Source organism: Altererythrobacter sp. CAU 1644 (genome assembly GCF_029623755.1).
Classification (GTDB): Bacteria; Pseudomonadota; Alphaproteobacteria; order Sphingomonadales; family Sphingomonadaceae; genus Erythrobacter; species Erythrobacter arenosus.
This window is the reverse complement of record NZ_CP121106.1, coordinates 2,483,717-2,495,398: the sequence shown is the minus strand read 5'-3', so window position 1 is coordinate 2,495,398 and position 11,682 is coordinate 2,483,717. Positions and strand designations below refer to the sequence as shown.

The window sequence follows — 11,682 nt, the reverse complement described above, 5'->3', positions numbered from 1 at the left end:
CTCAACCCTTTTTGAGGTGCTTGCGGCCCAGCAGTTCGGCGATCTGCACCGCGTTGAGCGCCGCGCCCTTGCGCAGATTGTCGCTCACGCACCACAGGGTCAGTCCGTTTTCGACCGTCGGATCCTCGCGCACGCGGCTGACGTAGGTCGCGCTGTCGCCCGCGCATTCGACCGGGGTGACGTATCCGCCATCCTCGCGCTTGTCGACGAGCATCACGCCCGGAGCCTCGCGCAAGATCTCCATCGCCTTATCAGCGCCGAGCTCGTTCTCGAACTCGATATTGACCGCTTCGGAGTGGCCCACGAACACCGGCACGCGCACGCAGGTGGCGTTGAGCTTGATCTTGGGATCGAGGATCTTCTTCGTCTCAACCACCATCTTCCACTCTTCCTTGGTCGAGCCGTCATCCATGAACACATCGATATGCGGGATGACGTTGAAGGCGATCTGCTTGGTAAACTTGGCAGGTTCGACCTGGTCGCCGACGAAGATCGCCCGGCTCTGTTCGAACAGTTCGTCCATGCCCGCCTTGCCGGCGCCCGAGACCGACTGGTAGGTCGAGACGACGACGCGCTTGATCGTTGCCGCATCGTGGAGCGGCTTGAGCGCGACCACCAGCTGCGCGGTCGAGCAGTTGGGATTGGCGATGATGTTGCGCTTCTTGTAATCGTCGATCGCGTCCGGGTTCACCTCGGGCACGATCAGCGGCACATCCGGATCCATGCGGAAGAGCGAGCTGTTGTCGATCACCACACAGCCGGCGGCCGCCGCCTTGGGGGCATATTCCTTGGCCGGTCCGGAACCAGCCGCAAATAGCGCGATATCCCAGCCTGCCCAATCGAAATGCTCGATGTTCTTGCACTTGAGCATCTTGCCGGTGTCGCCGAATTCGACCTCGGTCCCGGTCGAACCCGAAGACGCCACCGCCGCGACCTCGTCGCACGGAAACTCACGCTCGGCGAGGATCGCCATCATTTCGCGACCGACGTTACCGGTCGCACCAACCACGGCTACACGATAGCCCAATTCAACTTCTCCGAATGCCTGAGCTTGCCTGCCCGAACTTGCTTGAACGCCCCGCTGCCTCGGCTAGCCTGCCTTGGCAAGGGGAAAAGCTATGCACGCCGATATCGCGAAGTGGCGCAAGGACGCGAACTATTTCGACTTCAAGGGCCAGCAGATTGCCTATTGGACCGGCGGATCCGGCAAGCCTTTGCTGCTGGTGCATGGATTCCCGACAAGCGCATGGGACTGGGTGCCGGTGTGGGAAGCTCTTGGCGAATTCCACCGCCTGATCGCTTGCGACATGCTCGGCTTCGGCCTCTCAGACAAACCAAGGAACGGGCTGGATGGCAAAGGCTATTCGCTGCTGCACCAAACGGATCTGCACGAGGCGCTCCTCGCGCATCTTGGCATCAGCGATTGGGATGCGCTGGTGCACGACTACGGGGTATCTGTCGGGCAGGAATTGCTCGCACGGCAAACGGAGGGTTCTGGCGCAAGCGGCCTAGGGCAGATGGTGTTTCTCAACGGCGGGATATTCCCCGACTTCCACCGTCCGCGCCCGATCCAGAAACTCGGCATCTCGCCGATTGGCTTCGTGCTTGGCTGGATTATGAACCGCAACAGCTTCGGAAAGGCCTTCTCCGAGGTGTTCGGACCGGATACCCAGCCAAGCAATCGCGAGCTGGATGAATTCTGGGAACTCATCCGGCACAATGGCGGGCATCGTATCCAGCACAAGCTGCTGCGCTATATGATCGACCGGCAGACCCACAAGCAGCGTTGGCAACATGCGGTGGAGGCTAACCAGGACAGGATCGGGCTGATCGACGGGGCGCTCGATCCGGTGTCGGGCGAGCATCTCTACCGCCGTTGGCGCGAAGTGGTGCCCGAGGCACGCCACCACCTGTTGCCGCATGTCGGCCACTACCCGCAGGTAGAAGCTGCGGATCAAGTCGCCACCAAGGCGCTTGAATGGCTGCGGGCGGAAACCGCCACTGCGGCCTAGAACGAGAAAGGGCGGCTCCCGCAGGAACCGCCCTCGCTTGTCTCGTATGAGAAAACCGGGTCGCTTATGCGTCGGTCTTCACATTGACCTTGCGTTCCGCGATGCGCGCACGCTTACCGGTGCGGCCACGCAGGTAGTAGAGCTTGGCACGACGCACGACACCACGGCGAACCACGGTGATGCTGTCGACGATCGGCGAGTACAGCGGGAACACGCGTTCCACGCCTTCACCGAAGCTCATCTTGCGCACGGTGAAGTTGCTGCCCATGCCGCGGTTCGAGCGGGCAATGACAACGCCTTCGAAATTCTGGACGCGCTCACGGGTGCCTTCGACAACCTTCACGCCGACGCGCACGGTGTCACCGGCGCGGAATTCGGGAATGTCCTTCCCGAGGTTCTCGATCGCTTCCGCTTCGAGCTGCTGAATGAGGTTCATCGAACCTATCCTTCTTCTTCTCGCTGCGCGCCAGAGGCAGGCTGGACCGGATCGCCACCATGGCGTTCCCATAAATCCGGCCTGCGTAACCGAGTGTCTTCTTCGCTCCTTGCCTTGCGCCAAGCAGCGATCTTCGCATGATCCCCCGATCGCAGCACTTCAGGGATCGTGCGCCCTTCCCATTCCTGAGGTCGGGTATATTGCGGATATTCGAGCAGTCCTTCTTCGAAGGATTCTTCGGCTCCGCTGTCGGGCGCGCCCATTACGCCGGGAAGCAGGCGAATGCAAGCGTCAAGTATGGCCAGCGCGGCAGGCTCTCCGCCCGAGAGGACCACGTCGGCGAGGCTGACCTGCTCGATCTCCGGACGCGCCTCGAACAGCCGCTCGTCGAAACCCTCGAACCGGCCGCACAGGATGGTCACCCCCGGCCCCGCGGCAAGCTCCCGAATGCGCTGTTGCGTGATCGGTTTCCCGCGCGGGGTCATGGCCAGGATCGGGGTCTTGGGTTGCAGCATCCGGGCATGATCGACCGCCGCCGCGAGCACATCGGCCTTGAGCACCATGCCAGCCCCGCCGCCGGCCGGCGTGTCATCGACCGTGCGGTGTTTGTCCTGCGAGAAATCGCGGATCTGGATGGTGTCGAGCGACCAGCGCTGCTCCTCCAGCGCACGCCCGGCAAGCGACAGCCGCAAGGGCCCGGGAAACATCTCCGGGTAGAGTGTGAGGATGGTGGCGGCGAAGGTCATGGCAGCGCCCTAGTGCGCTTTGCCAACAATCGCCAGCGTTCAGCGGTGGCGAAGCCTTTGCTGGGGCGTAACGAACTTCGTTGCTCCAATGGCCGCCGCAAGTCCTCCGACCAGCGAAGCACCCAAGGTCATCAAGTCCGAGCCATTCGCCACTACACTGTCGTTGGTCCCGATCATGGCGGCGAGCGAAGCGGCTGTTGGCGCAGCGCCGGCCAGCAAGTGCCGGTAGCCCGCTTTGATCTCGCGAGAGACTTTCATCATTGCCAGATTCAGCACGGCCCCGCCTGTCGTACAGACAGCGATCAGTGCCAGCGGGCTTTCAATCAGCATTCCATTTCACTCCGTCTTTCGGGCGCACGTCAACCGACAGGTCGAAAACATCCGGTCTCGAGTAGTGACCATCGGTATCGAGTGAGGCCAAACCTTCATCGACCTCAGGCAGATCGAGCTCTGCGAACAACATCTCCTCGCCCTCGCCCGCCTGCGCGACCACCCGCGCATCGGGGGCGATAATCATCGAGCCGCCGCGGTTGAGTTGCTCGCTTTCGATGGCTTCGATGAGCGCTTTCGCCTCCGCATTCCCGCCCACGCGTACCAACCCGTCAAACAGGTCCTCCTTCGCCTGCACCAGCCCTGCGGCCAGCACGAAGCAGCGCCCCTCCATCGCATAATGGCGGCTGGCGATGGCGTACTGCTCGCGCACCGTGGGCCACGCACACACATGCACCGCCTCGCCCAGATTGTGCATCGCTGCGCGCGCCAGCGGCATCCAGTGCTCCCAGCAGATCAGATGGCCGAGATTGCCCCATTCGGCCTCGTGCACGTTGAGCGTCGAGCCATCGCCGCGCATCCAAATCAGCCGCTCGCCATGCGTCGGGACCAGCTTGCGGTGCGGCAGCGGCTGGGCATTGGGCCGAAACACGAATTGCGTATTGTAGAGGCTGCGGCGGATACGCTCATGCGTGCCGATACTCACCAGCGCGCCGGTCTGGTCGCACAGCTCCTGCAGCGGGTCGAAGCGCTCGTCGCCTTCGATCACTGCCTGTTCGAGCAGAATGGCATGGAGCGCGCGCGTACCGGGATGGTCCCACAAGGCGGCACCCGGAGCCTCGTCGAGCCACAACGGATAGCCGCCGAGAAAGGTTTCGCCGAACGCCACGACCTGCGCCCCACCCTCGACCGCCTCGCGGGCCAGCCGCACGGCCTTGTCGATTCCGTCGCCGATCGCGAGCGGGATTGGTGCAGCCTGGCAGATGGCGACTTGAAGCGTGGACATGATCGGCGGTTAGCGCGGCTGGCGGCGCAATGCCATCCCGGCCTGCGAAACTCTCAATCGCGAAGGAATTTCTCCAGCTCATCGAAGCTGCCGCCCCAGCCCTGATTCATCGAGGACATCATCCGAGCGAATTCGGCAAAGTCCTCCTCCGAACCCTCGATCGGGGTCCAGCGCAGGGTGACCCGCGTGTTCATGCCGGCATCCTCAAAATCGACCTCGGTCAACAAGGTCAAGGGCCACGCCTTGAAGAAGGAAGGAAGCACCTTGCCACCTGTTTCGTCTGCAAAGCTCTGTTCCCAAACGATCCGCGAATGCGGGCGAACTTCGCGCCACAGGGCGAGGGTATAGGTGGTCCCCATCTGCGGGTGGTCCGAGCGGGTGTGCATAGCCGAGCCCTCGGTAATGCTGCCCGACAGGGTCGTGAGCTTTGCCCCCGGAGGGCCAGACCATTGCACCATTTTCTCCGGATCCGCCCACGCGTCGAACACGACCGCGCGCGGCGCTTCGAATACTCGCGTAATGGTAAACACCGGAATGTCGCTCATTGGCCATTCTCCTTAGCTTGGGCGAGAAATTGCGCGAGCCGATCGAAGCGGTCCGGCCAGTATGAGGCGAGCTGCTCGATGCAGCGTTGCGGCGCCTCGAGCCCGGCAGGGCGCAATCGTCGCGGCCGGGACTGCCCCACCCGCGAGGTTTCGATAAATCCTGCATTCTCCAACACCTTGAGATGCTTGGAGATCGCCGGCTGGCTGAGGTCGAAAGGCTCGGCCAGTTCCGCCACGCTTGCTTCGCCCTCGCCTAGCCTGGCGAGGATCGCACGACGCGTGGGATCGGCGAGCGCAGCAAAGGCTAGGTCGAGCGAGTCGTTCATTACCGATAAGTTATATTCCTAGATGGTTATGTAAAGCGATTTCTCGGAGCCAATACGCGATTGCTGCATTGAGCCTGCAATGGATGGGAAGATCGACGACTGTATCATCGTGGGCGCGGGGCCGGCCGGGCTGACCGCAGCCATCTATCTCGCGCGATACTACCTCAGCATTCGCCTGTTCGATTGCGGCACCAGCCGCGCCAGCTGGATCCCGACCAGCCACAATCACGCCGGTTTTCCCGACGGGATCAATGGCAATGAATTGCTCGAACGGATGCGCGATCAGGCCGCCAAATACGGCGCCATGCGCGAGCCCAAGCGGGTGACGGATCTCACGAAAGAAGGCGAGACATTCGTCGTAACATGCGATGACGAGACCTTTCGCGCCCGCACCGTCCTGCTCGCTACTGGCGTCGTCAACAACCGCCCCGAAGGTATCGGAGAGCAACTCCACGACGAGGCCATGTCGCGCGGGCTGATCCGCTATTGCCCGGTGTGCGATGGCTACGAGGTGACCGACAAGAAGGTTGCGGTGATCGGCACCGCTGATCACGGCACGGCGGAAGCGCAGTTCATCCGCACCTACACCGCCGATCTGACGCTGGTCTCGCCGGACGGTGACCACGATCTGTCGGATACATGCTCGGCCGAGCTCGATGCCGCCGGTATCGCGCGGGTCGCGGGCCCCTGCGGCGGCTTTGCCATCGAGAACGGCCAGATTGCCTTCGACACGGCGGAAGGCCGCATGGCGTTCGACAGCATCTATCCCGCGCTTGGATCGGTGGTGCGTTCTGGCCTGGCCGTCTCTTGCGGCGCCAAGGTCAGCGAGGGCGACTGCATCGTGGTCGATGACCACTACGAAACCAGCGTGCCCGGGCTGTTCGCGGCTGGCGACGTCGTGGTCGGGCTCGACCAGATCAGCGCGGCGATGGGCCAGGCGGGCATTGCTGCCACCACGATCCGCAACCACCTCGCGGCGCAGACCCCGCTCAGGCGCTAGTTGACCGGACGCTCAAAGGCTGCCGGCGGAATGCCAAGCTCAGCGCGCGCAATCTCGGCCGAGATCCATTCGCGAAAGCGTTCGATCTTGCGGATGCCAACCCGTCGTTCGGGATAGACGACGAAGTGACAGATATCGGAATAATGGATGTGATCGATCGGGCAGACCAGACTGCCATTGTCGATTTCCTCCCGCCAAAGCAGCGGGGTGAGCAGCGCCACGCCAAAGCCCGATTTGGCGGCGCTCGCCTCCTGTGACTGGTTCTCAAGCGCGATGCCGCGCATCTCGCTCGGCTTCTCACCAATGCCTGCGCTCGCGAAGTAGTCGCTCCACATGAAATCGTGCGGACTGATGCGTTCCACCTTGAGCAGGTCCTGCGACGTCTCGAGGCGGTGGCTCTCGGCGAACTCGGGCGAGCACATCGGGGTAACGTAGAGCCGGAAGAGGAAATGCTCGCGCAGTCCCTCCCAATTGCCCTTCCCCATGCGGATAGCGAGGTCGAAGTCCCCTCCCGAAAGGTCAACCACATCGTTGGTAAGCGAGAGCCGCAGCGCAAGATCGGGATAGAGCAGTTGAAACCTGCCGATCGAACCCGACAGCCAGGTCGCGCCGAATGACACCGGTCCGCTCAGCGACAGGATCGCGCTTCGTTCCTGCTCCAGATCGGCAAAGGCGCTGCGCATGGCACCAAAAGCTTCGCTAATGGGTCGATGCAGCCGCTGCCCCGTCGCACTCAGCCGTACCCTGCCTCGCTCGCGCTCGAACAACTTCTCGCCCAGGAAGTCCTCGAGCTGGCGGATCTGATAGCTCACAGCGGCCTGCGTCATCGCAAGTTCTTCCGCCGCGCGCGAGAAATGCTCAAGCCGTCCGGCGGCCTCGAATGCGCGCAGCGCGGGGAGAGGTGGAAGCTTCACGGGTAGATGATAAGGCCACCTTATAGCTTCAGGCAATCCTTTTGTTGGCGTCGACTCGGCCTTTTCGCGATCCTCCTCGCATCAGGAGCGAAAGGAATTCGAGATGAGAGAACGAGATCTTTGCTGCGCAGGCGGCCAGTCTAATGAAGACCTGTTCCGCGGATCGGAAGACCAGCGTGCCGAGGAACGCCGCGGGCTTGCCAGGCGAATTGTATCGGCGGTTGTGGCGGTAACGCTGTCGGTGGTGGTGATGGCGGGATATTTCGCCGTTCCAGCAGTCGAGGCGCAGAGCGCGGGCCACGTGGTTCTGCTCTAGGCTGACGATCTGGCGAAGCCGGCCGGAACGCTCAGCCAATCAATGTCCTTTCCCAGGCGGCTGAACCGACCTCCGGCACCACGAAGGACCTCGCGCAACCCCTCTTGCGCGGGGTCCTTTAGTTCCTGGGTGGCGAATCAAAGAACCGCACCGCGGGATAGCCCGCCAAGAGGGCCAGCACTCCGGACAGGAGAAGAACGGATAACACCGGTCCCGCGCCTTCCTTCGCGGCGCTGACGAAGGCCGGACTCATCGCCATTACGGCGCCAACGATCGGCGCGATCCACCGCCTGCGTTTCAGCGAAACATTGGGCCAGACCCTGCGAATGAACAGCGCCACGGAGGTCGCAAAGCCTGCAGTGAGGCCGGCAATGATCAAGGCTCCGATGAAGTACATCGGTCTATTCGAAGACGGAATATGCGTGATCGCTAATACGATCGTATCGCCTGAAAACGAGGAAGGTGATCGGCCACGCGACTAGAAGCGCACCAAGCGCCGTGATCAGAGCGATCCCAAGAATCAATTCGGCCTCAATCGTCTCACCCGTCCCAACGGTAATCGCGATGAGCGAAGCTGCGGTGAATAAGGCCGAGAGTACCGTAGCATTGGTAATCCGGGATGACTTGGCTGCTTTCGAGCCAAACAGGATGGTCAACATGGCAGCTGCGAGCGAAGCAGTTGCGAACCAAATGACTGAAAACCCAATTCCGACGGCAATGTCCCCGACCATCCACTAATCATCCTTGAAATCTGCGGAGATGACCATCCGCACGCCATCCCATTCAAGCACTGCCGCCTCGATCATCGGGACCATGAACGTCTTCGGGCCTTTGGCGGGTAGCGGGTCGAGTTCGATCTCGACGATGTCCGTCGCGCCGAAATTCTGCACTGCAATGACGCTGCCAACGGTGTCGCCTGCGTCCGTGACGACGGCGAGCCCGACCAGGTCGGCATGGTAGTATTCGCCATCTTCAAGGGCCGGGAGAGCATCGCGCGAAACAGAAAGGGCGGTGCCGCGCAGCTGCTCGGCCGAAGTGCGATCCTTTACCTCGGCAAAGCGCGCGATGGCACCGCCCTTGTTGTCGCTGCGGATTTTAGTGAGGGTCAGCGCGCCCTCATTGAAGCTCTTGTGCTGCGACAGGGTATCGATCCCCTCGCCCAGGAGCTTGAGCCGGACCTCGCCCGTCACACCATGCGCACCGGTGACGGCGGCCAGCGTAACGGGCTTGTCCGACATGGCCGGGATTACTCGGCCTTTTCTTCGGCTGCTTCTTCAGCCGGTGCTTCTTCAGCAGCAGCTTCTTCGGCCGGTGCTTCCTCGGCGGCAGCTTCTTCAGCGGGAACCTCTTCGGCAGCAGCTTCTTCAGCCGGCGCTTCTTCAGCGGCAACTTCTTCAGTCGCCGCTTCTTCTACTACAGCTTCTTCCTCGGCCGGAGCTTCAGCAGCTTCCTTGGCAGCTTCCTCGGCTTCGGCAGCCTTGGCGGCCTTCTCTTCGGCGCGTTCCTTGGCAGCTTCGCCCGGTTCACCCTTCTTCGGGTTGTTGCGCGCAGCGCGTTCGAGGATGCCGGCTGCGTCGAGGAAGCGGTGAACGCGGTCCGACGGCTTGGCGCCGACCGACAGCCAGTGACGCGCACGATCTTCGTCGAGCTTGACGCGACCGGCGTCGTCCTTGGGCAGCATCGGGTTGTAGATACCGATCTGCTCGAGATACTTGCCGTCGCGCGGGCTGCGCACGTCGGCTACGACGATGCGGTAGTAGGGACGCTTTTTCGCGCCACCGCGCGAGAGACGAATTGCAACTGCCATTTCAACTTACCTTTCGAATGTAAACTTCTGAAATCACTTCTTGTTCAATAAATCGCGCAGATCGGGCGTGAGCGTATCCGGATCGACCGAGGGGCCTTGCCCCCCGCCCAGTCCCGGCATGCCGCCAGGCATTCCGCCCGGGCCACCAAGACCAGGCATGGCGGCACCCATGCCACCCTTGCCGAACAGTGCGCCGAGCCCCTTGAGCCCGCCCATCTTCTTGATCTGTTTCATGGCGCGGGACATCTCCTGGTGCATCTTCAGCACCTTGTTGACTTCCTGCACCTCGGTTCCCGATCCGGCCGCTACGCGCTTCTTGCGCTTGGCGTTCATCAGGGCGGGATTGGCGCGTTCCTTGGGCGTCATCGAGCCGATGATCGCATCCATGTGGACCAGAACCTTGTCATCCATGCCACTGGCCTGCATCGCCTGCTTGGCCTTCTTCATTCCCGGCAGCATGCCCGCGAGCATGCCGATGCCGCCCATGCTCTGCATCTGCTGCAGCTGGGTGCGCAGGTCGTTGAGATCGAATTGACCCTTGGCCATGCGCTTGGCGAGCGCCTCGGCGTCTTCGTGCTTGATCGTCTCGGCGGCCTTTTCGACCAGCGAGACGACATCGCCCATGCCGAGGATCCGGCCCGCGACGCGCTTGGGATCGAACACCTCGATCGCGTCGAGCTTTTCGCCCGTACCGGCAAACTTGATCGGCTTGCCTGTGACATGGCGCATCGACAGCGCCGCACCACCGCGCGCATCACCGTCCATACGGGTTAGGATCACGCCGGTGAGCGGCACTTCGCCGCTGAAGCTCTGCGCGACGTTGACAGCGTCCTGGCCGGTCAGGCTGTCGACCACCAGCAGGACCTCGGTCGGCGCGGAAACGCCAGCCACGGCCTTCATCTCGGCCATCAGCGCTTCATCGACATGCAGGCGGCCTGCGGTGTCGAGGAGCAGGACGTCAACGTTCTGCAGCTTGGCCGATTCCATCGCGCGCCGCGCGATATCGACCGGCTGCTGGCCCTGCACGATCGGCAGGGTCGCCACTTCGACCTGCGTACCGAGGATGGCGAGCTGTTCCTGCGCCGCGGGGCGATTGACGTCGAGCGACGCCATCAGCGCCTTCTTGCCGTGCTTTTCCTTGAGCAGCTTGCCGAGCTTGGCCGTCGTGGTCGTCTTACCCGAGCCCTGCAGGCCGACCATCATGATCACGACTGGCGGGCGGGCCTCGAGATTAAGGCTGGGCGTTTCAACCCCGCCAAGCATGTCGACCAGTTCGTCGTTGACGATCTTGACCACCTGCTGGCCCGGCGTAACCGAACGCAGCACGTCCTGGCCGATCGCCTTCTCGGTGACGGCATCGATGAACCGGCGGGCAACCGGCAATGCGACGTCAGCTTCGAGGAGCGCCACACGCACCTCGCGCATCGCGTCGCGCACATCCTGTTCGGACAGTGCGCCGCGTCCGCGCAGGCGATCGAACACGCTGCCGAGGCGATCTGACAGGCTGTCAAACATGCGTGTTCAAACTCCTTTTCGGGCTACGAGAACCCGTGAAATGCGAAAAACGCCGGCGGACGAGAACTCGTCGGCCAGCGTGCGAATCCCTCGAGGAAATCCGACTTGTCAGTTTCGAGTGGTGGAGCCTAGCGGGATCGAACCGCTGACCTCTACAATGCCATTGTAGCGCTCTCCCAGCTGAGCTAAGGCCCCGAGCACTCGATATGTTGCAGCGCAGCAATAGCGCCGCACCCTTGCGGGAAGCGCCCTTTATAAAGCACGCCTCCCCTTTGCAACAGCTAAATTAGCTGTCGTCGTCGTCGTCGCCCTTGCCGGTATCGACGCCCAGATCGTCGTCGCCGCCAAGATCGACTTCATTGTCGGGCGAATCGTCATCTTCGTCGATGTCGATGTCCAGATCATCATCGTCGCCGCTGAGATCTGCGTCCGCTTCCTTGTCTTTCTTCTTCTCTTCTTCCTCGAACGGAATCGGCTGCTTGGTTTTCAGCACCGGCTCGGGGTGCCACTCCTCGCCGCACTCGATGCAAGTGACGGGATCTTCCTTACCGAGGTCGTAGAAGCGCTCGCCGCATTTCGGACAGCTGCGCTTGGTTCCCCATTCTGGCTTGGCCATGTTTTCAATAATCCTTTGATCGGGCCCGTGGATGCCGTGACGGGCCGCGCGAAAAATTCTTCTATCTTGATGGGTAGCAAAAGGCCCCGAATCAAGAGCGCGGCGCGCCTTGCCATAGGGGCATGCCCCTGTCAAAAGCCGCGCGCCTTTCTCATCGATATTCAGCCCCACGG

Annotated in this window: 17 protein-coding genes and 1 tRNA gene; 3 read left to right on the top strand and 15 right to left on the bottom strand. The window is 62.2% G+C overall.

The features are described from left to right. Nucleotide 1 precedes the first annotated feature (1 nt). Nucleotides 2-1,027, bottom strand: a complete 1,026-nt coding sequence (locus P7228_RS12420; RefSeq protein ID WP_278015553.1) for an aspartate-semialdehyde dehydrogenase — start codon at nt 1,025-1,027, stop codon at nt 2-4. Nucleotides 1,028-1,118: 91 nt separating this feature from the next. Here P7228_RS12420 and P7228_RS12415 point away from each other — a divergent pair, with 91 nt between their 5' ends. Further along, nucleotides 1,119-2,012, top strand: coding sequence for an alpha/beta fold hydrolase (locus tag P7228_RS12415; protein WP_278015552.1), 894 nt, complete (start codon nt 1,119-1,121; stop codon nt 2,010-2,012). Nucleotides 2,013-2,076: 64 nt separating this feature from the next. On the opposite strand, the gene rplS is transcribed toward P7228_RS12415, so the two are convergent. Genes rplS through P7228_RS12385 form a run of 6 tightly spaced genes read right to left on the bottom strand, consistent with a single transcriptional unit; the run spans nt 2,077 to nt 5,341 of the window. Further along, nucleotides 2,077-2,448 (bottom strand): 50S ribosomal protein L19, encoded by a 372-nt coding sequence (gene rplS, locus P7228_RS12410; protein WP_061924589.1) that lies wholly within the window; start codon nt 2,446-2,448, stop codon nt 2,077-2,079. A gap of 5 nt (nt 2,449-2,453) precedes the next feature. Next, nucleotides 2,454-3,194, bottom strand: a complete 741-nt coding sequence (trmD, locus tag P7228_RS12405) for a tRNA (guanosine(37)-N1)-methyltransferase TrmD (protein ID WP_278015551.1) — start codon at nt 3,192-3,194, stop codon at nt 2,454-2,456. Nucleotides 3,195-3,233: 39 nt separating this feature from the next. Next, complete coding sequence (locus P7228_RS12400) at nt 3,234-3,524, bottom strand: hypothetical protein (RefSeq protein WP_278015550.1); 291 nt, start codon at nt 3,522-3,524, stop codon at nt 3,234-3,236. Further along, complete coding sequence (locus P7228_RS12395) at nt 3,514-4,470, bottom strand: carbon-nitrogen hydrolase family protein (protein WP_278015549.1); 957 nt, start codon at nt 4,468-4,470, stop codon at nt 3,514-3,516. The genes P7228_RS12400 and P7228_RS12395 overlap by 11 nt, the downstream gene beginning before the upstream one ends. Before the next feature lie 53 nt (nt 4,471-4,523). Further along, entirely contained in the window at nt 4,524-5,015 is a 492-nt protein-coding gene (locus P7228_RS12390) for an SRPBCC family protein (protein WP_278015548.1), read from the bottom strand. Continuing rightward, the gene (locus P7228_RS12385) at nt 5,012-5,341 is read right to left on the bottom strand and encodes an ArsR/SmtB family transcription factor (protein ID WP_278015547.1); all 330 of its coding nucleotides are present in this window, start codon (nt 5,339-5,341) and stop codon (nt 5,012-5,014) included. The genes P7228_RS12390 and P7228_RS12385 overlap by 4 nt, the downstream gene beginning before the upstream one ends. Before the next feature lie 79 nt (nt 5,342-5,420). On the opposite strand from P7228_RS12385, the gene P7228_RS12380 reads away from it, so the two are divergent. After that, nucleotides 5,421-6,341 carry an NAD(P)/FAD-dependent oxidoreductase gene (locus tag P7228_RS12380; RefSeq protein ID WP_278015546.1) on the top strand — a complete coding sequence of 307 codons (921 nt, stop codon included), beginning with the start codon at nt 5,421-5,423 and terminating at the stop codon, nt 6,339-6,341. On the opposite strand, the gene P7228_RS12375 is transcribed toward P7228_RS12380, so the two are convergent. Beyond that, a complete protein-coding gene (locus tag P7228_RS12375) occupies nt 6,338-7,255 on the bottom strand; it encodes a LysR substrate-binding domain-containing protein (protein WP_278015545.1) in 918 nt (305 codons plus the stop codon). The genes P7228_RS12380 and P7228_RS12375 overlap by 4 nt on opposite strands. 103 nt (nt 7,256-7,358) lie before the next feature. Between P7228_RS12375 and P7228_RS12370 the strand changes: the two genes are divergently transcribed. Continuing rightward, complete coding sequence (locus P7228_RS12370) at nt 7,359-7,571, top strand: hypothetical protein (protein ID WP_278015544.1); 213 nt, start codon at nt 7,359-7,361, stop codon at nt 7,569-7,571. 118 nt (nt 7,572-7,689) lie between these two features. Here P7228_RS12370 and P7228_RS12365 read toward each other — a convergent pair whose 3' ends face one another. From P7228_RS12365 to P7228_RS12335, 7 genes are all read right to left on the bottom strand, one after another. Then, nucleotides 7,690-7,968: a hypothetical protein gene (locus tag P7228_RS12365; RefSeq protein WP_278015543.1), complete on the bottom strand. Its 279-nt coding sequence runs from the start codon at nt 7,966-7,968 to the stop codon at nt 7,690-7,692. A gap of 4 nt (nt 7,969-7,972) precedes the next feature. Further along, nucleotides 7,973-8,302: a hypothetical protein gene (locus P7228_RS12360; RefSeq protein WP_278015542.1), complete on the bottom strand. Its 330-nt coding sequence runs from the start codon at nt 8,300-8,302 to the stop codon at nt 7,973-7,975. Between the two features lie 3 nt (nt 8,303-8,305). Continuing rightward, on the bottom strand, nt 8,306-8,809 hold the full coding sequence (gene rimM, locus P7228_RS12355) for a ribosome maturation factor RimM (RefSeq protein ID WP_278015541.1): 504 nt from the start codon (nt 8,807-8,809) through the stop codon (nt 8,306-8,308). An 8-nt stretch (nt 8,810-8,817) separates the two neighbouring features. Further along, nucleotides 8,818-9,378 (bottom strand): 30S ribosomal protein S16, encoded by a 561-nt coding sequence (gene rpsP, locus P7228_RS12350; protein ID WP_278015540.1) that lies wholly within the window; start codon nt 9,376-9,378, stop codon nt 8,818-8,820. Between the two features lie 33 nt (nt 9,379-9,411). Further along, nucleotides 9,412-10,893 carry a signal recognition particle protein gene (gene ffh / locus P7228_RS12345; RefSeq protein ID WP_278015539.1) on the bottom strand — a complete coding sequence of 494 codons (1,482 nt, stop codon included), beginning with the start codon at nt 10,891-10,893 and terminating at the stop codon, nt 9,412-9,414. Between the two features lie 119 nt (nt 10,894-11,012). Beyond that, nucleotides 11,013-11,088, bottom strand: a tRNA-Ala gene (locus tag P7228_RS12340). Nucleotides 11,089-11,179: 91 nt separating this feature from the next. Further along, the gene (locus P7228_RS12335) at nt 11,180-11,509 is read right to left on the bottom strand and encodes a TIGR02300 family protein (RefSeq protein ID WP_278017764.1); all 330 of its coding nucleotides are present in this window, start codon (nt 11,507-11,509) and stop codon (nt 11,180-11,182) included. Between the last annotated feature and the right edge of the window lie 173 nt (nt 11,510-11,682).